The sequence below is a fragment of the Vagococcus sp. 211 genome (genome assembly GCF_056322705.1).
Window position 1 is genome coordinate 1,974,724 of record NZ_CM150475.1, and the last position, 21,394, is coordinate 1,996,117.

Consider the following 21,394-nt stretch of genomic DNA (forward strand, 5'->3'; position numbering starts at 1 on the left):
ACTATTATTATTTTAACTTGTATTCATATTCTCTTTTATCAGTAATTCCGTTAAAGTCCATTTTTAGCATATTACTCTTTATCCTAGATACGATACGTCCATCCAGTATTGTTTTTAATTCATCCAACGTTAGATTACTAGTAAATAAAGTCGTCTTGCTCTCCCTGGCATTTAAAATACTGTAAAGAATACGGGAGCTAAAGTCTGACGCTTGTTTATTCGTGTTCATCGATAATTCCCCGCCTATATCATCCAATCCTAAAACGTCAGCACTAGCTAACAACTCGATATAGTCGCCCTCACTCATTCCATCAGTATAGTTACTGTCGTAAGATTTCCGAATTAATTCATATAGTCTAGGTACTGAAACAAACAAGCATTTTTTCGAGTTATCCAGCTCATTAATGTTTTTAAGCATTCCTATCATGAGATGTGTTTTCCCAACTCCTGGAGATCCAACCATAAATACATTACGATTGTTTTCTAATACTTCCTTAACGACTTTATGTGCATCACTTTTTATTCTACTCTCATTGTCACTTTTATTAACAAATCCTCTAACCCCTTTATCAAACAGTTTCTTATCATGCATAATACTGTGACGATATAAATATTGTCTTCTACCTTCTGCAGTAGCGTTAAACTGTTTTTCTGTTTCTTTTCGCTCAAATTCATTGTTTTTTCTTTCAACCGAGCAAGCGGGACAAATTATTTCACCATTAAAATGCCATAACTTGCATCTCTCATGCCCTTTTTTATCACATAGTTCCTCCAACTCAATAAATCCAGTACGCTCAATCTGGCTCTCAGGTATTTTAATGTTTCCTAATTGCATGTTAAATCTCCTTTCTTAAAAAGGTAAGTCCAATAGATCATCATCACTAACCGTAAATTCACCAGCACTAGCGTATTCCTTAGCCCATTCAGGAGGTATTTCCTCTGCTTGTTGTACTTGATGTCCCTTTTTGTTAGGTGTCGTTATAAACTCGTCTAAATAACAACGTTGATTGAAGAATGTACTTCCATTTTTTACAAATTGTATTTCAGTTCGTTGCATTTCAATCTGCTTCTTATAATCTTCAATACCTTTTATTATCTGTTCATCCGATATACCTTCTTTAATAGCTTTCTGATACGCCTTGAAAGAATTGTCTTTACCTTGCTTCTTTGGATATAACTTCCAAATTGATTCAAAAGAATTTTTAAGATTAACTTTGTCAGCTTCTTTAGAAGGTGATTGATTGTCTTTTCTTATATTCTCTTTACTTGTATTAACTTCTCTTAACTTACCTTTACTTATGCCGACTTTTGACAGCCCACCGTCTGACGTTTGACTGTCATCTGGCGGACTAACTAACTTTTTTAAAGATTTTCTTACCTCAACATCAGGTAAAACTTGTAATAGTAGAGGTAAGTAGATACTATCTACTTTTCTATCAGCTCTAATTTTATTATGCTCTAACCAATCGATAACATAAGTTACCAAATCTTCATTTAGAACTACAATAAACCCCTTACTTACTAAAATTTTTAAATCGTCCTCATTTGCTCCAACTAATCTCATAACTGAGAAACCCTCTGTTATCCCATCATCATCAGCATTCATTATTAAATGAAAATATAAATTTTGAGTAGAAGGAGGCATTTTTAAAAACTTAGCTGAACTGATTATAGTTGTGCTTATTAACCTTCTAGCCATATCTTAAACCTCCAATTTTTTGGTAGTTATAAATCAAATCTCCGTTCCAATTAACTAGATCAGCAGATTCAATAACTAATAGTTCTTTTTCCATATAGCTACCTAATCCAAATCAGGACAAATGCTATTAGATACCTCAACTATTGTCTTGTTCACTTGGTTTAAAGTATCTTCTATTCTTTCTAATCCTTTTGTCTTAAGAAAATACATCAAAGCGAATTCATCTCCTTTTGAAAGTAAATAACCTTTGTCTTCTAACACCATAATAGTTAGCTCCAATATCTCGCTTAATTTTATTAGCTCATTTGAAGCATCCAGTAATTTTTCTTGCGTCACAGCTTCCCCATCTATTAATAATTGATTGTTTATCATTACTCTTTTCCTCCGATTTAATTGATTGTAATGTGTTTTTCCTTTACAATAAGAGGTAAATAGTCTTTCGATATTCTATTTACCTCTGCGCCTTAACGATTACAGTCGTTCAGGCGCTTTTTTTGTGTCCTTTTATAGCTTGCTTCCTCAAACATTAGATAATTTAAAACAATTATCGGTATTGCTATGACGATAATCAAATCACTGTTTATCGAATTAATAAAAGCACCTAATAAGAATATTCCGATTAACACGCTTAACCTCCTAGCGCTGTACATTACTTTCACCTCCTTTATTCAAACTATAAACACCTAATTTTTTCAACATTTCAACCACTCTTAACATGCGCCCACATATTATTTATTTTTGGTGTTGTAATAACCATTCTGTTATCGCTTTTTTGCTATATAAAACCATTCCTGAATCTAATCTTATTTCCGGTGCTCCTTGAATAATCCAGCTTTTAAAAGTATTTACACTTACGTTAAACGCATCTGCACAATGTTTCTGTTTTAAAATATCTTGATCTAATCCTGCATTTTTTCTAGCTTCTTCAATACTTTCTTTCGTAATTCCATAGATATAGCTTTTTAACTCATTGCTTTGTTCTTCTGATAAGAACACTTGCACGTTATTCATGAAAACTTCCTCCCAATCATAAGTTAACTACAGATAACTTTAAACATATAAATGTTACCTACAAATAACATACATCATTACACATCAAATTGTCAAATGAAAATAACAAAATAATCAATTTTGTTATCTGTATACATCATTTAATTTATATGATAGTATTTTAGCAAGGAGTGATACGCATGATTAAATGTAATTTAAAAGACTTCATGGAGTTAAGAGGTATAAACTTCAGTCAGTTATCAAAAGAAACTAAAATTTCAAGGCAAGCATTAACTTCCTTAGCAAACAACGAAAGTTCAGGTATCCAATTTTCTACATTAGATACTTTGCTTCGCTTCTTCAATGCGCCTATTGAAGATTTTTTTACTCAAAGTGCAATGGATTTTGGAATATATATACATATTCCAAATGAAAATAAATTTGATTATATCGAGTTATGCATACTGTATAACGGAGATGAAATTAGTATCCCGTATAAAATTGATTTCTTCACTAATAAATCTGGGAAACTAGAAATTATTGAATACTCCGATTGTAGTGATAAATCTAGATTAAAGAATAATTTTTATATATCTGAACCGTTTGTTATGTTAATGTTGAATAAAATTAGTCAAGGTAGATTCGATGAGTTCGGTTTCTTCTTAATAAAAAAATTACTTCCATTATTAAAAGAGTTATACTCATTCAATGACGTACTTAGAGTTAATTTTGATTTACATTATTCTTTTAGAACTGCATACATAGATATAGATAATTATCAAAATCCTATATTTCCAGAACCGTCTGAATTTAATCCTAACGATTCTGCGATCGACTTAATAGATACTCTTTAGTATCCCTCTTCCCAACATGCGCCCGCATAAGATAAGGGAGAGTTAAACAATGGCAACATTCAAGCAATACGACAAAAAAGACGGTTCTAAGGCATGGCAATTCCAATCTTACTTAGGTATCAACCAAGCGACTGGAAAGCCTGTAAAGACAACACGCCGAGGTTTTAAGACAAAAAAAGAAGCCCAACTAGAACTTAATCGTTTACTAGTGGACTTTGAAAAAGGCGGACTTAAAAAAGATAATAACGACACCTTTAAAGATGTCTATGACCTGTGGTTAGAAACATATAAAACAACCGTAAAAGAAGTGACACTACTTAAAACTGAAATAAAAATCAATAAATGGATATTACCAGTTTATGGTGATCTACAATTGAAAAATATTTCAGTGAAGTATGCTCAGAACGTTATAATCGAGTGGTCAAAAAAGACGAATCAATACAAAACGTTACACGCTACCGCAAGCCGTATCTTTGCGTATGCGGTTAATCTTGGTGTAATTGATTCTAACCCATTAAGTAAGGTTATCGTGCCTAAACAACACGTTAAGAAGCAAGACAAAGAAGTTAAGGTATACACCAAAGATGAGTTACAAAAACTATTCACTTACCTTAACAAGCAATCTAGTTCTTACAGTAACGACTTTAATAAAACACTGCTAAGGACCATGTTATATAGCGGTTGTCGTGTTAGTGAGTTACTGGCTCTCGAGTGGAACGACATTGATTTCAATAACAATACAATCAGCATAGATAAGACTTTAAGCCAAACTAAGCACGGTTACAAGGTTTCAACACCTAAGAATGAGAGTAGCTACGGTGTGGTAAACATGGATGCGCAGACCATGACAGAATTAAAGAAATGGCAAGTAAACCAAAGGAAGTACATGCTTTCTGTCGGCATAACCAATCCCACTACGTTATTTTGTGGTATCTATAAACAAGTAACGACACACCATGCTATTTATACAAGGCTTAAAAATATCACCAGTAAAGCTGACGTTCCATTTTTAGGTAACCATGTATTCCGCCATACTTGTGCAAGTATGCTATTAGATTCTGGCGCTACTATGAAAGATGTGCAGGATCGTTTACGTCATTCATCAATTACAATTACCATGGACACGTACGGACACCTTAGTAAAGAAACCAAAGAAAAAACGGTAGAATTATTAGTAAAACACCTTAATTTTTAGTAGATGGCATTCAATATGGCATTCAAAGAGCAAACAAAAAAAGCTAAACCCAATCATATCAAGGGTTTAGCTTATGTTTATCTCTTATAATTCTTCTTCTGCTTCAAAGGCATTGAAAACTTCTTCAATCATGTCCCACTCAGCGTCTGTTTCGATTTCTGTTAAGCGTCCTTCTGCTTCGCCTTCGTTTTGCTCGTAAGCGTAAGCTAATAATTCCACTTCATCTCCTTCTGGAGTTGCTGCATCATATAAAAGAACGTAATCTTTACCGTACTCTTCTTGACCGTCGATTGTTAAATGGATTCTAAAAAGAACCTCATTGCCTTCGTCGTCAATTAACGTGATTAAATCGTCTGCTTCATGCTCATGGTTATGTTCGTGATTATCTGTCATTGTCTATTCCTCTTTTCTTTGAATATGAGTTCCAAATTCATTATACAAAAAAAAAGATAAAAAGGCTATTAAACCTTTTTATCTAAGTAATTTTGTAGAATCATCACTGCGGCAACTTTATCAATGACTTTCTTACGTTTCGCTCTAGAGGTGTTGGCTTGTTCTATCAACATACGCTCTGCTTGCACCGTTGTCAGACGTTCGTCTTGATACTCAACAGGTAAACCGAAGAGCTCAATCAATTGATCTCCGTAAGCCATAGAGGCCTCTGCACGTGGGCCTATACTATTATTCATATTTTTAGGTAAACCAACAACAAATTTAGTGACGCCATATTCTGAAATCAGTTCCTCCACGCGTTTGAAGCCAAATTCACCATTTGCTTCATCAATACGGATAATTTCAATCCCTTGAGCCGTCCAGCCCATAGGATCACTCACTGCGACACCTACTGTCTTAGAACCAACATCTAATCCCATTATCCTCATATGATATCAATACCATGGTTAGATAAATAACTCTTTACCAATTCTTCCATAATTTCATCCCGTTCATGACGTCTGATTAAATTACGAGCATCTTGATAACGAGGGATATACGCCGGGTCTCCTGATAGTAAATAACCTACAATTTGGTTAATCGGGTTGTACCCTTTTTCATCAAGTGCGCGATAAACAATCGCCAAGGTTTCACTTACTTCTTTTTTATTGGTATCACCAAAATCAAATTTCATCGTTTCATCTGTAAAAGTCATAACGTTTGCCCCCCATTTCTTATCTTTATACTTCTATTTTACAAGAACGCTCTCAAAAGTACAATTAATATTCGTTTGTAGAAACATTAAAAGTAAATTCTTCGCCTGTTTTAGCTTCTTCTGGTAATTCAAGAATACCTTTTTTCTCAGGTGCATTCGGTAAATGAAGTTCCTTAGCTGAGCATACCATACCACTACTTGCCACACCACGTAATTCACCTGGCCAAATAATTAAGCCGTTTGGCATCATCGCGCCAACTTTAGCTACAACAACCTTTAACCCTTCACGTATGTTTGACGCACCACAGACAATTTGTAATACCTCGCCATTGTCTACTTCGATTTCAGTCACATGTAAATGATCTGAATCCTCGTGTTTAACACATGTCTTTACATGTCCTATGACAAACTTAGGTGCATTATCTAATATTAACTCTTCTTCAAACCCTGCTTCTTTTAATGCGTGATTAACTTCTGTCATTTGAGAAGGAGTTAAATTAATTTGTCCGTCCCCTTCTAAATGCGTCACACTGTGAGATGCCTCAAAAATATTCCAGCCCACAATTTCTCCTGTGTCTTCTCTTTTTACACAAGCTACGTTACCCAGACGTGTTGCTGAAACGTCTGTCCCTTCACTATTTCCAGTAATTATTATCAGGGTATCACCGACACCTTTTACATTATAACTTACAATCATTGTTGAATTCCTTTCTAGTCAAAAAGAAAGGAAGGACCTAAAGTCCTTCTTTCTCGTGTTATTTATTTTTAGTCTTCAGGTCTTACTATAAGTACATCGCAAGGAGCTGTTCTGATAATATGATCACTCACACTTCCCATAACTAGTCGTTCTACTGCATTTAGTCCTGATTGGCCTACCATAATCAAATCTGAGTTGTAACGTTCTGGCAAGTCACGTGACATCATTACTTTAGGCGAACCGTATTCTAGGACTGTCTCGATAGCATCGTATCCTAATTTTATCGCTTCTGCTTTGTACTCATCTAGTAAAGCTCGCGCTTGATCTGATTCTTCTTGTACTAAATCTGGGGCAAATGTTGAAAATGACATCGTGCCACCGTACATTTTGTTTTCGATAATATGAGCAACTACCACTTTACCATTGTTTCGTTTTCCTACAGCAATCGCTTTTTCAAAGGCTAATTTTGCTTGATCGCTACCATCTGTTCCAACTAAAATTGATTTATACTCTTGAGATTCAAACATACGCTTCCCTACTCTCTATATATTTTTAATAAACTCACTAATCTCTTCTTTTGTTTTTCTGTCTTTACTGACAAAACGGCCTGTTTCTTGCCCTTCATCCAATGCAATAAAACTAGGAATCCCCATAATGTTCCATTGTTGACAAACTTCAATAAATCCGTCTCTGTCTACTTGAATAAATGTATATTCTGGAAATTCTTTTTCTAGATCAGGCATATGAGGTTTGATGAACACGCAGTCTCCACACCAATCAGCTGTGAAAAAGAGCATGACTTTGCCTTTCACCATTGTTTCTGCTAATTCTTCATACGTCTTAGGTACTAACACAAGTCTGCCTCCTCTTACTTACCGTAGATAATGCCATCTACCGTTTCACGGTCTAAGCTGGTTAACAAAGCCATAACCATAGCTTTTGCTGCTTCATAATCTTTAATACTAAACATGGTTTGATGCGTATGGATGTAACGTCCTGGGACACCAATCACGGCACTTGGCACGCCGTCGTTCGCTAGATGAGCAGCACCGGCATCTGTTCCACCTTTAGAAACAAAGTATTGGTAAGGAATTTCATTCACATCTGCTGTGTCTTGGATATAATCACGCATACGTCCTAACATAATCATCCCTGGATCAAATATACGTAACAAGAAACCGTCATCTAAACGACCATTAGCGTCTTTTTTACCATCTAAATCATTGGCTGGTGAGCAATCCACTGCAAAGAATAAATCTGGTTTGAATTGATTGGTTGACACTTTAGCACCACGTAAACCAACCTCCTCTTGAACGTTAGCTCCAGCAATTAATGTATTAGGTAAGTCAACGCCTTGTAACTCTTCTAACACATCTAAAACTAAAGTACAACCATAACGGTTATCCCATGCTTTACTAATAATACGTTTCCCATTAGCTGTTTTAATTGTTTCCACATCAGGAATAATAGTATCTCCTGGACGCGCTCCGAATGATTCTGCTTCTTCGCGAGAGGTAAAACCAGCATCAAATAAAATGTCCGCTATATCAATGGCCTTTTGACCACCTGCTTGTCCTCTTAATAAATGAGGAGGAACTGAAGATGAGATAATTGGATAGTCTCCTTGTTTGGTTTGTAATGTAAAGCGTTGCGCAGAAACCACATAAGGGTTCCAGCCTCCTAAAGGAACGACTCTAAACATACCTGTTTCGAGGATTTGAGCTACCATAAAACCAACTTCATCCATGTGAGAAGCTAACATGATACGTGGCGCATTGTCTACTTTTGATTTCTTAATACCAAACACGCCACCTAAACCGTCGTGTTCAATTTTATCAACAAGTGGTGTCATTTCTTTGGTCATAACCTCACGGATATTTCCTTCAAACCCACTTGTACTTTGAATTTCTGTTAATTGTTTAATACGATTAAATAATTTATCTTCCATGATTATCTACACTAAGGTAGACTCCACCTCTCTTTCCTCTTAATTATAGCATAACTTTAGCCCTTCTAAAGACATTACTCTATATTTTTAAAGGTATAAAATACCAACATTTTTCTTTTTATTTGCCTCAATTATGCTACAATGAAAGCATATAAATGACCGAGGAGGTAAGAAAACATGCTTCAAAAACGTAAAAACAACAAAGAGTTTTATCAACATGGCTTATCAACAGGTATCGGGATAGGGGTAGCCATTGGTGCAATATGTGGTATGACTGCTTCTTATTATTATAAAAAAAACAAAACCTTATCTGCAGACGATATTTTAGAACAAGTCAAACATGAATTTTTACAAGAGGGACCGATTGAAGGCTCTTGGATTCACTTCAAAAAAGAACCTATGCAAAAATTTGCTATCAAATCTAAAATTTATACTGGGGGCATTTCTCGTATTGAAGACGGTGAACTGGTTCAGTATGAATTTGTCGCAGATGCCTACACAGGAAGTATTGTAGATATTTACCGACTATAAAATAAAAAAAGCTCATGATGAGCTTTTTTTATTTTATTTATTTTTTCCATTGAAAATAGCTTCAACACGGTAAATAGGTTGGCCTTTTGCTGAAAATTTCTCTTCATATTCTGTCATAATATTGCCTTCATAGCTACTAGCATGTAAGTCTAGCCATACTTGCTTCAACGTCATACCATATTGAGATAAACTACCTAAAGAATATTCAAACAATCCTAGGTTATCTGTTTTAAAATGTAACTCCGCTTTTGGTTTTGCGATAGTCTCATACGTGTTTAAAAACGTTTTGAACGTTAGACGACGTTTTTCATGGCGGGTTTTTGGCCATGGATCAGAAAAGTTTAAGTACACTTGATCCACTTCACCCTCATCAAATATGTCAGTTAATTCTGCCCCGTCTACAAGTAATAATTGCAGGTTAGGTAACTGTTCTTCCATTTGCTTTTCTAAAATAGAAATAATGGCATTTTGTTGAACTTCAATACCGATATAGTTAATCGTTGGATGCGCCTTAGCCATATTTACTACAAACTGACCTTTCCCGCTTCCCACTTCAATATGTAGGGGCTGATTGGTTTCAAATCGCTCTTGCCAACGTCCTTTATAATCTGTTCCATCCGTCAAAATATAATGAGGATGAGCCGCAATGGCTTCTTTTGCTCCTGGTTTGTTACGTAATCTCATAACTCTCTCCTTCTCTAAAATAGCCCCTTGGTTATAAATAACCAAAGAGCCTACCTTTTAGTACGTGTATATTTTTTTCAACAATGAAATATAATGATTCATCTGTGACAACTCATATCGTGCGTAAGAACGCTTGATTTGAAGCAATAAATTAAGTCCCGCATACCAATAAATACGGTCCATTAAATTTTCGGTAGCTTCTTCACCGTAAGCTTCTACCCAATGTCTCCAATATTCTTTGGGAACATATTGGCCTAAAATCGTTCCCAAATCTAAGGCTGGATCAGCAATAACAGAATAATCCCAATCCACTAAGTATAGCTCCTCACTATGAGATAATAACCAATTATGATGCGTTGCATCTCCGTGACATGCTGTGTAGTACACAGGATGAAAGGATGGCAAATGATCTTCTAAGTATCGAAACACACGAGTCAAATAAAAATTATTCTTTAAATCTTCTGGTAAATCAGTGGCATAGTCCTTTAAAAAATCAAAGGCTGATTTTTCTCCTCCATCCATGCGTTTCAACATGGATTTCAAGGATTCTGATTCATGAAGATGGCTTAATATACGAATCACGTCACCGCTTTGACCTATTTCTTCTGGTCTAAGTTGACGTCCTTCCAACCATTCTTGAGCGGTTAAAATGTCACCATTACCTGTTCGTTTTGTCCAAAGTAACTTAGGAGTTAACCCTTCTCGTGACAAAGCTGCAAGGAATGGTGTTGAATTTCTTTTTAAAAAGACGCGCTCACTGTCTTTGATGCCTTTATATGCTTTTCCAGTATCTCCCTTAATTGGTTGGAGATTCCAGTTTTTATCAAAATTAAACATTACTATCTTTTCTCCTCATCCAATGTGTTAAAGAATTACTGACGGAAAAATTCACCAAAGCGACAACTTTTATAGGAATTAGATGATTAGTATAACATATTCTATCTTTAGAATCTTTTTAAAATCGGTTTTTTTCCATTTTTTTTATACGGTTAGTTAAATACAATTTTGTGAAAATAAACCACTCAACTAAGAAAGCGCCTACCATCAGGGCCCCTTCTATGAGATTTCCATGTGTTCCTAAAATAATTACCATAAAGAGTGTTATGACTAAAAGTAATAAGACACTCACTAATCGTTCGACGGCTTGGCCTTTTTGTTTTTTATCTAGCGGATACAAATTAGCCATCAACATATAATCAAATTCACTGTAAATAGGAATTAACTGGAAACCAATAAGGTATAAAAACAAACACCCAACCAATACACCTAGCCATAACTGCTCAGTAAAACCTAGAATCAAGCCACCTATAACACTCAACCTCAAGACTAAGCCACTGTATTCTGTACCTCTTAAAAAGACACGTGTATAGAGGTAGTAAAAAGTATTGCCTGGTACCTTCTTCACTAAGTTTAGGACCCCATCTAAATAACGACGACGCTTCACTGTACCTGATAGACCTGGGACATCTGTGAATAAATTAAAGAAGGAATACATTTTTTTCATGCGTTTGTTTTCGATACGAATGGCCTTTTCCCAGTCTAATCGCTTCTCTGAAGCTAAACGCCGGCTCGCCTTTTTAACATACCAAAGAGTCAGAATCATCGGTATCCCTCCCAGAAGTGGGTGGAAATAAAGAGCAACAATCAGACTAATCAGACTGCCGACAAACCAAACAACTCCTGTTATTTTTCTACTTTTTTCTCCGTCTAAAAATAGGGTCATAAGTTGAAGTAATAATTGAGCGTATTTCAATCCCCACAAAATCAGAGCAAAATAAAAAAAGTCTGTGAAAGCAATACTCTTAGAGGTTGCTACCAAAACAGGCATTGTCATCCCTGATAATAAGGCAATCACAACAAAAGGAATCAGCAAGGAATGCTTTAAGCTCGAGGATAAATAGTCTCTCATTTGGTGTTCTTTAGGTAGTAAAAACACCTTGTCTGCTTCCAATAACAGTGTGGCTAATTTCCCAATAGCTAGTAGGGTTAACCAGATGACAATAACAATCGGTTTAACTAAGAACAAATCCTCCTCTAATCCCTTAATAAACTCAGAGTAATAAAACCCCAGTCCACCTATTCCAAACATAGAGACTAGCATAAAGTGATCATTTAATACGTATTTCAAGTAGCGTAGCATCTTTTTTTGATGCTTTCCTAAGCGTATGCGGTAAAAAGCTGTCATTCTCTGTTACGCCCCCTCTGCTACTGTTAAGGAAACGTAAATGTCATCTAAAGATGACCCTGGCATATCAAATTCTTGTTGCAACTCTTCAAGCGTCCCCATAGCACGGACTTCTCCGTTGTGTAACACAACAAAACGATCGCAATATTTTTCAGCTGTAGCTAGAATGTGCGTTGACATTAAGATCCCCGCTCCTTGATGCTTCATATCATTCATTAATTCTAATAAGGCATTGATAGCCAATGGATCCAATCCTAAAAAGGGCTCATCAATGATACACAAACTAGGGTTAGGTAAAAAGGCACAGAGTACCATCACTTTCTGTTTCATCCCCTTAGAAAAATGAGCTGGAAACCAATCTAATTTATTTTCTAATCGAAATATTTTTAGTAACACATCTGCTCTTTTTTGAGCTTCCTCCATGGGAATATCATAAGCCATGGCCGTTACTTCAATGTGCTCTCTAAGTGTTAACTCATCATACAAAATTGGACTTTCTGGGATATAACCTATTTTTTTCAAATACGTTTCAGAAGACTCTAGAATCGTTTGACCATCTACTGTTACCTTGCCTTTTTGTGCCTCTAAAAGACCAATAATGTGCTTAATTGTCGTGCTTTTGCCAGCACCATTTAGACCGATTAAACCGACCATTTCACCTGATGCTACGTCAAAAGTAATATCTTTTAATACAGGAATATGGCCATAGCCCCCTGTTAGATGTTCTATTTTTAAACTCATGTTAAAATCCTCCATTTTATATTAAGATAATTATAGCATACCTTTCTTATTCCGCTCTTTCCCGTGTAGAGTTTTCTTTCAATTTTTTGTTTTTTTGTGGTAAGGTTATTAATAATAATAAAGGAGGTTGTTTTGATGACAGATTGTCTGTTTTGTAACATTATAAACCGTGAAATTCCAAGCTATACTGTATATGAAGATGATGAGGTGTATGCCTTCTTAGATATTACCCAAACAACCAAAGGGCACACACTAGTCATTCCTAAACAACACGCATCAGATATTTTCGAATACGATGAAACCTTAGCTGCCACCGTATTTTCACGCTTACCAAAAATTGCTCGGGCTATGGAACAAGCATTCCCTGATATGAAGGGCCTTAATATGCTTAATAATAACAAAGAGATGGCTTATCAAACCGTGTTTCACTCACACGTCCATTTAATCCCTCGCTACAGCCAAGAGGATGATTTTAGTATTACGTTTGCCAATAACAGTGACGCTTACTCTCAAGAAGACATGGCGAGTATCGCTCAAAAAATAAAAGAGCAGGTGAAATAACATGACAAAGAAAAAGTTTTCAGGGAAAAAATTTGTTAAAGGGTTACTCGTAGGAGGCGCTATTGGTGGTACGGCAGCGTTATTATTAGCTCCACGTTCTGGTAAAGAAACCCGAGATAACATTCAACAAGAGATTGACGACACCATTCAAATGTTTCTCAATGTCAAAGACTCGAGTGAAGCCGTGGTCTTCAACGCCCAACATCTTAAAGATTTAACTGAAACCATGATACCTGAATTTACAGAAGACATTGAAAAGAGTATCGAACGCTTCCAATTCAAATCCAAGTATCGTATCGAAGACATTAAACAACAATTGGCAAAAATTCAGAATGAAATGGACAATTTTAAAAATTCTATTGAATAATTGACTATTTAGCGCACATTTATATCTATTTGTGCGTTTTTTTCTAGCTTTTTTTCCTTATATGTGAATTTTCTTTGAATTTCGTTTTCCAATCGTTTAATTTAAAATCATAATATGTTATAGTAATAACCGTGATTGTCTTTAAAATCAAAGGATTTTAACATAAATATAAAGAATGGACGTGTCTCAATGAAAAAGAAATCATTTAAACTAGCGGCAGCTGCGCTTTTAGCCGTTATTACTCTAGCAGGTTGTTCAAGCAACCAAAACGTAGCAACCTTAAAAGGAGCTAAAATTACAGAAGAAGATCTTTACAAAGAACTGAAAAAAGATCCTCAAACAAGCCAAGTATTAACAAACATGATTATCGGTAAAATCGCTGAAGAGAACTATTCTAAAGAAGTAGATGACAAAGAAATCGACCAAAAGTTCAAAGAAGTTGAAGAACAATACGGTGGTAAAAAACCATTTGAAGATATCTTAAAACAAAATAATTTAGATGTTAAATCATACCGTCAATCAATCAAGGATCAATTGACGTTCCAAAAAATGATGGAATCTCATGTTGAAATCAAAGATGAAGACTTAAAAAATGTTTGGTCAACTTTCCATCCAGCAGTTGACGTTCAAATGATGATGTTTGACGACAAAGAAGCAGCTGAAAAAGCCTTAGCAGAAGTGAATGATAAAGGTGATTTCGCTAAAATCGCTAAAGAAAAATCAATGGATGAAACAACAAAAGCAGACGGTGGTAAATTAACCTTTGACTCTACTTTTACGACAACTCCAGAAAATGTTTACCTACCAGATGATATCAAAGCAAGCGCTTATGAATTAGAAGATGGTAAAGTATCTGAGTTATTAACATCAACTAATATGCAAACAGGTCAAGAAGTATATTACATCGTTAAGATGGTTAAGAACCAGAAAAAAGGAAATGATTACAAACCATTCAAAAAAGAATTAACTGAAATTGCAACACAAGCTAAACTACAAGACCCTGCTTTCCAACAAGAAGTCGTTGGGGATGAACTAGTAAAAGCTAACGTTAAAATCGAAGACAAAGACTTTAAAGACATATTAGCACCTTACCTACCTCAAAAAGAAGAAAAAACAGATGATAAAAAAGCTGACGACAAAAAAGAAGATACAACTGAAACCTCTAAATAACAAAAAAAGTTAAGAGCCTAGCTCTTAACTTTTTTTTATGTCTTCTTTTATACGATTTAACCAGTAATCAGTGCCTTTTTCTACTAACTCATAAGTAAGATCAAAGTCTCCTGTATAATAAGGATCTGGTACTTCTTGGCGATCACTTTCTGCCATATCTCCTAAAAATAAATGCAATTTTTCTAGCAAGTGAACGTCTGGGGCTAACCCCTCTAGGTCTTTCATGTTATTTTGATCCATACCGATAATATAATCATACGTTTCAAAATCAACAGACTCTATCTTTGATGCATACATGCCTTCGTAACTATAACCATAACGGTCCAATATTTCTTTCGTGCCACTATAGGGCTCGTCTCCTAAATTCCAACTACCCGTTGCCGCAGAAGATACATGGATCATCCCCTCTAACTTTGCTTTTTTTACTTTGTCTCTAAAAATAGATTCTGCCATGGGTGAGCGGCAAATATTCCCTAAACATACGAATAAAACGTTAATCATCATTTCCTCCTTAGATAAATAATGGATGACAAAATAAAAAGCCTTAATTCCATTTCAATTAGGCTTAGTATTTCCTTATCCAAATAATGGTTCTTCGTCGCCAAATTGAACTTCTACAGCATTCGTTAAAATATCTGTATAGCTATAAGACACACGTTCAAAAGCGTTTTCGTCTTGATCAAGATCTACTACAAAAACAGATGGATATGTCTCTGACAATACTCCACTGCGTTCAGTTTGTCTTTTACGACCACTTTGGGCCACAAGAGTAATGCGGCTACCAAGTTTGTTCTCTAACTCTTCTTTAATAGCTCCAATACTTTTTACCATACCATTCACCTCTGGCCACCATTATACCATATTTTTAAGAAAAACACAAATTTTACCATAAGTAGTAGGTCAAAAGCAACTTATTTTTTATTTTTTTAATAATTCACTCATCTTTAAATGACAGGAAGAAGGTTAGAAACTTGTTAAGCCGCTAAACAATTCTTAATTTTAGATTTAGCTCTATTTATAGCATAGGTTGCTGTTTTGAGTTCGATGTTTAATGTGTGACAAATATCCTCTACTCCATTGCCAGACATATATAATCGTAATGTCGCACGCTCTAGCTCAGATAAACTATTACCAATAGTCGTAATCTGATCTCTTATATAAATATAATTGACACTCGCCTCAGCTCGTTTGTCTTCCGTCACATTATAATATTCCAAGCTCTCGGATAAACCAACGCGACTATCAAGAGAGGTAACGTATTGTTCTCCACTCCGTTTTTTTGCTTGTTGCTTACGAATCAGCGAACATATATGCCTGTCAAAATTTATTTTAAAATACAAACCAAACGTCACATTCTTACTACAATCAAAGGTTAGTATGGACTGATAGCATACATATCTACCTTCTTGTAGCCAGTCATCTAATTCATAACTTTTCAAATAATATCGACTTTTCGTCTTCAACACAATTGGGCTATATTGGCTAAATACTTCTTCAAATGCAGCATGATTACCGTTCTTAACATCTATTACTTTCTGATTAATACAATCATTCACAAAGAGTTCCTTCTTTCTTTAACTCTTCTTCCTGTTCATAAACCATACCATTAAAAATAAGAATAAGGAAAGAAAACCATTGTTTTCTTTCCTTATTCTTTACATATCATCAAAAAAAGCTTGTAAATTGGTTAACTGTTCGGATGTCCATGGGGAATTCCTTCGGATATTTTGGTACTTATACCCTTCAGCATCTGCCAATATTTGTTTTTCAGAATCATGAATGCTTTTGTACAATTCTCTCGCAGAAACCCTTAAAGCTCCTTGTGAAAAAATCACCCATTGTTCAGCCATATCACTAGTAGCTACTCTTACGTGGGTCAATGGATTAATAAAGGCAGCTGCTTCTCTTTCGATGTAAGTATCTGCTGTTTCTTCCTCTTTAGTAAAAATAACCGTTAAGCCGTATTCATGATACGTCTGCTGAACGCCTGGCACTAATTGGGCATCAAATACCACATAGATATCAATGCCTTCATACTTAGCATAGTTGGATAACATGAAGAGCAATAAGTCTCTTGAATCTCCAAGTTTGTCTTGTTTTTTCAATTTATTAAGCTCTGGCCAAGCACCAATCATATTATACCCATCTACAAATAGCACTTGCCGCTTCATCTTATTTCCCTACTTTCTAAGGTCATTATGATAACCGATTACGATACACTTCGTACATCAATAAACCTGCAGCCACTCCGGCATTTAGACTTTGTACATGTCCACCCATTGGGATAGTAATCAACTCATCCATCTCTTTTTTAAGAGCTGGGCTCATGCCTTTTCCTTCATTGCCAATCACTAAGGCAATATCTCCCGTGACGTTCCAATGACGATAATCGGTTCCTGCCATATCTGTTCCAAACACCCAGATATTGTCCTCTTTCATCTTCTTAACCGCTTGACTTAGGTTTGTCACTCTAGCTACCGGAATGTGCTCCACTGCTCCTGTGGACGTTTTAACCACTACTGGTGTAATCCCAACTGCACGGTGTTTAGGTATAATTATACCATCCACTTGAGCTGCGTCAGCTGTTCTTAGAATAGAACCGAAGTTGTGAGGATCCATAATACTATCTAATATTAAAAAGAAACGATTGTCTTTTTCTTTAGTTGAGGCTAATAACCCCTCTAATGTAACGTATTCATAAGGTGTTGTCTTAAGAACAATCCCTTGATGATTTTCTTGATTCGTCATCTCATCTAATTTTGATTTAGGTACCCATTTAATTGACACAGCTTGGACTTGTGCTGCTGCTTTTAATTCTTCTACTTTTTTTCCTTTTAAATCTTCTTGAATAAATAATTTGTTTCCGCGTTTTTGTTCTAAAGCTTCTAAAGTCGCATGACGACCAAATACCATATCATCTACTTCTACTTCTGCTTTCTCTATATCAGGTGTTCTTCTATTTTTTTGTTGTTTCATTTTTTTCTCCTATCTTTTGAATAGACCAATCAATTATCTCTTCTAAGCGATTTTGTTGCTTTGTTAAGTGTAAATATCCAATCAAGGCTTCAAACCCTGTAGACGAACGATAAATCTGGATAGAGGTATTTTTTGCACTAGTGTGACTCTTAGCATTACGCCCTCTTTTATAAATCCCTTGTTCTTCTTCTGTTAGTAACCCATCTTCAAACATTAACTCAATTAAATAATGTTGTGCTTTAGCTGACACATAATGCGTCGCCATTCTATGCAACTGATTAGGTCGTGTTTGGCCTGTTCTAATTAAATAATCTCGCACATACACTTCATAAATAGCATCTCCTATATAAGCGAGAGTTAAACCACTTAGTAAGCGGTAATCTTTTTCTTGTTCTCCATTTGTCATTACATTCTACTCCATCTCGTCCCTTGTGAGGTATCATTTAATATAATACCTTGGGCTTTTAATTCGTCACGAATTTCATCACTACGGGCAAAGTTTTTATCTTTTCGCGCTTGGTTACGTTCGTTAATCAAGGCTTCAATCGTGTCATCTAACAAGACTTCTTCTCCTAGTTCAATCCCAAAAATGAGCATCAATTCTTTCATAACGCGTTGTACTTCCGTGATAACCGCCACTGATACCCTTTCTTGAGCCAAATAAACATTCAACCATTTGACTAAAGCGTAAATTGAGGTAATACCATTGGCTGCATTAAAATCGTCATCCATGCTCAGCATAAATTGCTCTTTAAATTCAGCTAAAGCTTCTAATTGATCCCCATCATCTTCTAACGTTTGTTCTGCTTCTTTCAATCTGAAATCAGCTGTGCTATAAGCCCCTTTAATACGAGCTAAATTCGTTTCTGCTTCTTGTAAGACCACATCATTAAAAGGCATTGGTCGACGATAATGCGTTGTTGATAAAGCAAATCTTACTACTTCGGGAGCATGCAACGTCATTAAATCATGAGCTGTTACAAAGTTTCCTAGGGATTTACTCATTTTCTCTCCCGTATCTCCTACGGTTAAGTACGCATTATGCATCCAGTAATTGGCAAAGGTTTTACCTGTTTTTGCTTCACTTTGAGCGATTTCATTCTCGTGGTGTGGGAATTCTAAATCTTGTCCTCCACCATGAATATCAATGGTTTCACCTAAATGTTTGTTAACCATAACCGAACATTCAATGTGCCATCCAGGACGTCCCGCTCCCCATGGGGCTTCCCAAGATACTTCCCCTTCTTTAACTGCTTTCCATAAAGCAAAATCTAAAGGATCTTCTTTCTTATCTTGTTCTGCTCCGGTTCGTTGACTCGCCCCAACTTCCAGCTCATCTAAGCTCTTATTACTTAATTGACCATATGTTGCAAAGTGACGGGCACGGTAATAAACATCGCCTTCAGAAGCATAAGCATACCCTTTTTCGATTAAATCAGCAATAAATAGGATGATGTCATCAATGTGATCAATCACGCGAGGGTGATGACAAGCTGGTTGAACGTTTAATTTCCCTGTATCTTCTTTAAATGCTTCAATGTACTTATCCGCTAACGCTTCAATACTCATCTCTTGCTCATTAGCCGTACGAATGATCTTATCATCCACATCTGTAAAGTTCGACACATAATTCACATCATAACCTCTAAACTCTAAATAGCGACGAATAGTATCAAAGGATACCGTACTTCTCGCATTTCCAATATGGATATAATTATAAACCGTTGGTCCACACACATACATTTTTACCTTACCTGGTTCTAATGGCTTAAAGGGTTCTTTTTGTCTGGTTAGGGTATTGTATATTTGAATACTCATGTATTTCGTCCTTTCTTTATGAACCAAAAAAACGCCCTTTAGCAACTAACATTGCTAAAAGACGTTAATACGTGGTCCCACTTTTATTTGTAAGCCTGTTTAAACAAGCTTACCTTATGCAATAGGGTAACGACTATTACTCGTTTTTAGTTACTTCTAAAAGGTTCACCAAAACTACTCCGAGGGGCATGTTCGACTAGATAGGTCATCTGTTTTCACCAGCCACAGACTCTCTGAACACCTTATCTATTCTACTTCTCTCATCAACGTATTTTATTTCATTGATTGACTAATATGATCTAAAACTTTTTCTTTTCCTAATAACATAATGGTTTCAGCTAATTCAGGCCCGTGCATTTGTCCACTGACTGCCACACGAATCGGCATGAATAAGTTTTTACCTTTAATGCCTGTTTCTTTTTGAACTGCCTTGATAGTTGCTTTAATGTCAGCAACTTCTAAAGTATCCATCTCTTTAACTTTATCAGCAAATGCTCCAACAACAACAGGAGCTGTTTCAGCGCTTAATACTTCTTTCGCTTCATCATCTAATGATAATGTGTCGTTAAAGAATAAACCTGATAACGCAACGATTTCACCAGCATAGCTCATTTGTGGTTGATAAAGACTTGCTACTTCTTCTACCCAAGCCATTTTTTCAGCTGTTGGATTTTCTTCAACTAATCCTTCTTTAACTAAGAATGGTAAGACCATTTGACCCATTGTTTCACGGTCCACTTGTTTCAAGTATTGGTTACTAATCCACTCTAATTTTTTGTTATCGAATGCTGCTGGAGATTTACCTAAACGATCCGCATCAAACATCTTAACGAATTCTTCTTGGCTGAAAATTTCATCTTCTCCCACTGGAGACCAGCCTAATAAACTAATAAAGTTAAACATCGCTTCTGGTAAGTAGCCTAAGTCACGGTATTGTTCGATAAATTGTAAAATCGTTTCGTCTCGTTTACTTAGTTTTTTACCTGTTTCTGTGTTAATGATTAAAGTCATGTGACCAAAAATAGGTGCTGGCCAATTGAAAGCTTCATAAACCATTAATTGTTTTGGTGTATTAGCAATATGATCATCCCCACGTAAAACATGAGTGATTTCCATTAAATGATCGTCCACTGCTACAGCAAAGTTATAGGTTGGCATACCGTCACGTTTTAAGATGACAAAATCGCCACCAACACTATCAGATTCAAAGGTAATATCTCCTTTAACCATGTCATTGAATGTGTATTCTTTGTTTTTGGGTACTCTGAAACGTACGACTGGTTGAATGCCAGCTGCTTCTTTTTGAGCTTGTTCTTCTGCAGATAAATGAGCACATTTTCCGTTATAACGTGGAATTTGGCCATTAGCGCGTTGTTGCTCACGTTCTGTTTCTAATTCTTCTTCGGTACAATAGCATTTGTAAGCTAAGTTACTTGCTAGTAATTGGTCAACCAATGGTAAATAAATATCTTTACGTTCTGATTGACGATAAGGACCGTACTTACCTGGTTTTTCTGGTGACTCATCCCAGTCAATGTTCAACCACTCTAAGTTTTCTAACTGGCTTTTTTCGCCACCCTCAATATTACGCTTTAAATCAGTATCCTCAATTCTAATAATAAAATCTCCACCGTGATGTCTAGCATATAAATAGTTGAATAATGCAGTTCTTGCATTACCGATGTGCAAATGCCCTGTTGGACTTGGTGCGTATCTGACACGAACTTTGTTTGTCATGAAATTACCTTCCTTATTGTCTTATTCAGCCTTAACTGTATTAGTTAGATTTTACCTCCTAAACCTTAATTAGTAAAGGAGAATTCTAATAGTT

General features: G+C 35.7%; 29 protein-coding genes and 1 other annotated feature. Of the genes, 6 read left to right on the top strand and 23 right to left on the bottom strand.

From position 1 onward, the window contains the following. Positions 1–7: 7 nt before the first annotated feature. The 4 genes from ACVWM0_RS09425 to ACVWM0_RS09440 all read right to left on the bottom strand — a co-directional run bounded on the left by ACVWM0_RS09425 (position 8) and on the right by ACVWM0_RS09440 (position 2,710). A complete protein-coding gene (locus tag ACVWM0_RS09425; protein WP_476472387.1) occupies positions 8–835 on the bottom strand; it encodes an ATP-binding protein in 828 nt (275 codons plus the stop codon). A 15-nt stretch (positions 836–850) separates the two neighbouring features. Next, a complete protein-coding gene (locus ACVWM0_RS09430; RefSeq protein ID WP_476472388.1) occupies positions 851–1,699 on the bottom strand; it encodes a hypothetical protein in 849 nt (282 codons plus the stop codon). A gap of 102 nt (positions 1,700–1,801) precedes the next feature. Next, complete coding sequence (locus ACVWM0_RS09435; protein ID WP_476472389.1) at positions 1,802–2,071, bottom strand: hypothetical protein; 270 nt, start codon at positions 2,069–2,071, stop codon at positions 1,802–1,804. A gap of 360 nt (positions 2,072–2,431) precedes the next feature. Further along, on the bottom strand, positions 2,432–2,710 hold the full coding sequence (locus ACVWM0_RS09440) for a DNA-binding protein (RefSeq protein WP_476472390.1): 279 nt from the start codon (positions 2,708–2,710) through the stop codon (positions 2,432–2,434). A gap of 179 nt (positions 2,711–2,889) precedes the next feature. Between ACVWM0_RS09440 and ACVWM0_RS09445 the strand changes: the two genes are divergently transcribed. Together ACVWM0_RS09445 and ACVWM0_RS09450 are read left to right on the top strand one after the other, a co-directional pair. Then, a complete protein-coding gene (locus ACVWM0_RS09445; protein ID WP_476472391.1) occupies positions 2,890–3,543 on the top strand; it encodes a helix-turn-helix domain-containing protein in 654 nt (217 codons plus the stop codon). 49 nt (positions 3,544–3,592) lie between these two features. Beyond that, on the top strand, positions 3,593–4,738 hold the full coding sequence (locus ACVWM0_RS09450) for a tyrosine-type recombinase/integrase (protein ID WP_476472392.1): 1,146 nt from the start codon (positions 3,593–3,595) through the stop codon (positions 4,736–4,738). A gap of 84 nt (positions 4,739–4,822) precedes the next feature. Here ACVWM0_RS09450 and ACVWM0_RS09455 read toward each other — a convergent pair whose 3' ends face one another. The 7 genes from ACVWM0_RS09455 to pepA form a co-directional block, all read right to left on the bottom strand. Next, on the bottom strand, positions 4,823–5,131 hold the full coding sequence (locus ACVWM0_RS09455; RefSeq protein ID WP_476472393.1) for a DUF1292 domain-containing protein: 309 nt from the start codon (positions 5,129–5,131) through the stop codon (positions 4,823–4,825). Positions 5,132–5,199: 68 nt separating this feature from the next. Further along, the gene (gene ruvX, locus ACVWM0_RS09460; RefSeq protein ID WP_476472394.1) at positions 5,200–5,619 is read right to left on the bottom strand and encodes a Holliday junction resolvase RuvX; all 420 of its coding nucleotides are present in this window, start codon (positions 5,617–5,619) and stop codon (positions 5,200–5,202) included. Continuing rightward, a complete protein-coding gene (locus ACVWM0_RS09465) occupies positions 5,616–5,885 on the bottom strand; it encodes an IreB family regulatory phosphoprotein (protein WP_476472395.1) in 270 nt (89 codons plus the stop codon). Before ACVWM0_RS09465 ends, ruvX begins: the two co-directional genes overlap by 4 nt. Before the next feature lie 64 nt (positions 5,886–5,949). After that, positions 5,950–6,582: a YtpR family tRNA-binding protein gene (gene ytpR, locus ACVWM0_RS09470; RefSeq protein WP_476472396.1), complete on the bottom strand. Its 633-nt coding sequence runs from the start codon at positions 6,580–6,582 to the stop codon at positions 5,950–5,952. A 68-nt stretch (positions 6,583–6,650) separates the two neighbouring features. After that, positions 6,651–7,109, bottom strand: a complete 459-nt coding sequence (locus tag ACVWM0_RS09475; protein WP_476472397.1) for a universal stress protein — start codon at positions 7,107–7,109, stop codon at positions 6,651–6,653. Positions 7,110–7,124: 15 nt separating this feature from the next. Beyond that, positions 7,125–7,436, bottom strand: a complete 312-nt coding sequence (locus tag ACVWM0_RS09480) for a thioredoxin family protein (protein WP_476472398.1) — start codon at positions 7,434–7,436, stop codon at positions 7,125–7,127. 14 nt (positions 7,437–7,450) lie between these two features. Then, a complete protein-coding gene (gene pepA / locus ACVWM0_RS09485) occupies positions 7,451–8,530 on the bottom strand; it encodes a glutamyl aminopeptidase (RefSeq protein ID WP_476472399.1) in 1,080 nt (359 codons plus the stop codon). Positions 8,531–8,707: 177 nt separating this feature from the next. On the opposite strand from pepA, the gene ACVWM0_RS09490 reads away from it, so the two are divergent. Further along, a complete protein-coding gene (locus tag ACVWM0_RS09490) occupies positions 8,708–9,061 on the top strand; it encodes a PepSY domain-containing protein (protein ID WP_476472400.1) in 354 nt (117 codons plus the stop codon). A gap of 33 nt (positions 9,062–9,094) precedes the next feature. Here the strand turns inward: ACVWM0_RS09490 and trmB are convergent, their stop codons facing one another. The 4 genes from trmB to ACVWM0_RS09510 all read right to left on the bottom strand — a co-directional run bounded on the left by trmB (position 9,095) and on the right by ACVWM0_RS09510 (position 12,671). Next, positions 9,095–9,745 (bottom strand): tRNA (guanosine(46)-N7)-methyltransferase TrmB, encoded by a 651-nt coding sequence (gene trmB, locus ACVWM0_RS09495; protein ID WP_476472401.1) that lies wholly within the window; start codon positions 9,743–9,745, stop codon positions 9,095–9,097. A 57-nt stretch (positions 9,746–9,802) separates the two neighbouring features. Then, entirely contained in the window at positions 9,803–10,588 is a 786-nt protein-coding gene (locus tag ACVWM0_RS09500; RefSeq protein WP_476473701.1) for a phosphotransferase family protein, read from the bottom strand. A gap of 112 nt (positions 10,589–10,700) precedes the next feature. Continuing rightward, positions 10,701–11,930, bottom strand: coding sequence for an ABC transporter permease (locus ACVWM0_RS09505; RefSeq protein ID WP_476472402.1), 1,230 nt, complete (start codon positions 11,928–11,930; stop codon positions 10,701–10,703). 6 nt (positions 11,931–11,936) lie between these two features. Next, on the bottom strand, positions 11,937–12,671 hold the full coding sequence (locus tag ACVWM0_RS09510; RefSeq protein WP_476472403.1) for an ABC transporter ATP-binding protein: 735 nt from the start codon (positions 12,669–12,671) through the stop codon (positions 11,937–11,939). 135 nt (positions 12,672–12,806) lie between these two features. Here ACVWM0_RS09510 and ACVWM0_RS09515 point away from each other — a divergent pair, with 135 nt between their 5' ends. From ACVWM0_RS09515 to ACVWM0_RS09525, 3 genes are all read left to right on the top strand, one after another. Continuing rightward, positions 12,807–13,232, top strand: coding sequence for an HIT family protein (locus ACVWM0_RS09515; RefSeq protein ID WP_476472404.1), 426 nt, complete (start codon positions 12,807–12,809; stop codon positions 13,230–13,232). A 1-nt stretch (position 13,233) separates the two neighbouring features. Next, positions 13,234–13,599, top strand: coding sequence for a YtxH domain-containing protein (locus tag ACVWM0_RS09520; RefSeq protein WP_476472405.1), 366 nt, complete (start codon positions 13,234–13,236; stop codon positions 13,597–13,599). A gap of 189 nt (positions 13,600–13,788) precedes the next feature. Further along, positions 13,789–14,769 (top strand): peptidylprolyl isomerase, encoded by a 981-nt coding sequence (locus ACVWM0_RS09525; RefSeq protein ID WP_476472406.1) that lies wholly within the window; start codon positions 13,789–13,791, stop codon positions 14,767–14,769. Between the two features lie 24 nt (positions 14,770–14,793). On the opposite strand, the gene ACVWM0_RS09530 is transcribed toward ACVWM0_RS09525, so the two are convergent. From ACVWM0_RS09530 to gltX, 8 genes are all read right to left on the bottom strand, one after another. Then, positions 14,794–15,273, bottom strand: a complete 480-nt coding sequence (locus ACVWM0_RS09530) for a low molecular weight protein-tyrosine-phosphatase (protein ID WP_476472407.1) — start codon at positions 15,271–15,273, stop codon at positions 14,794–14,796. A gap of 72 nt (positions 15,274–15,345) precedes the next feature. Next, positions 15,346–15,600 carry a Veg family protein gene (locus tag ACVWM0_RS09535; RefSeq protein WP_476472408.1) on the bottom strand — a complete coding sequence of 85 codons (255 nt, stop codon included), beginning with the start codon at positions 15,598–15,600 and terminating at the stop codon, positions 15,346–15,348. 143 nt (positions 15,601–15,743) lie between these two features. Beyond that, on the bottom strand, positions 15,744–16,325 hold the full coding sequence (locus tag ACVWM0_RS09540; protein ID WP_476472409.1) for a sigma-70 family RNA polymerase sigma factor: 582 nt from the start codon (positions 16,323–16,325) through the stop codon (positions 15,744–15,746). Positions 16,326–16,424: 99 nt separating this feature from the next. Continuing rightward, entirely contained in the window at positions 16,425–16,940 is a 516-nt protein-coding gene (locus tag ACVWM0_RS09545; RefSeq protein WP_476472410.1) for an NYN domain-containing protein, read from the bottom strand. A 25-nt stretch (positions 16,941–16,965) separates the two neighbouring features. Beyond that, positions 16,966–17,745, bottom strand: coding sequence for a 23S rRNA (guanosine(2251)-2'-O)-methyltransferase RlmB (gene rlmB / locus ACVWM0_RS09550; protein ID WP_476472411.1), 780 nt, complete (start codon positions 17,743–17,745; stop codon positions 16,966–16,968). After that, positions 17,726–18,151, bottom strand: a complete 426-nt coding sequence (locus ACVWM0_RS09555) for a Mini-ribonuclease 3 (RefSeq protein WP_476472412.1) — start codon at positions 18,149–18,151, stop codon at positions 17,726–17,728. Before ACVWM0_RS09555 ends, rlmB begins: the two co-directional genes overlap by 20 nt. Continuing rightward, entirely contained in the window at positions 18,151–19,563 is a 1,413-nt protein-coding gene (gene cysS / locus ACVWM0_RS09560) for a cysteine--tRNA ligase (RefSeq protein ID WP_476472413.1), read from the bottom strand. The genes ACVWM0_RS09555 and cysS overlap by 1 nt, the downstream gene beginning before the upstream one ends. A 54-nt stretch (positions 19,564–19,617) precedes the next feature. Further along, positions 19,618–19,839, bottom strand: a binding site (T-box leader). Next, a complete protein-coding gene (gene gltX, locus ACVWM0_RS09565; protein ID WP_476472414.1) occupies positions 19,837–21,300 on the bottom strand; it encodes a glutamate--tRNA ligase in 1,464 nt (487 codons plus the stop codon). (Overlaps the previous feature by 3 nt.) Between the last annotated feature and the right edge of the window lie 94 nt (positions 21,301–21,394).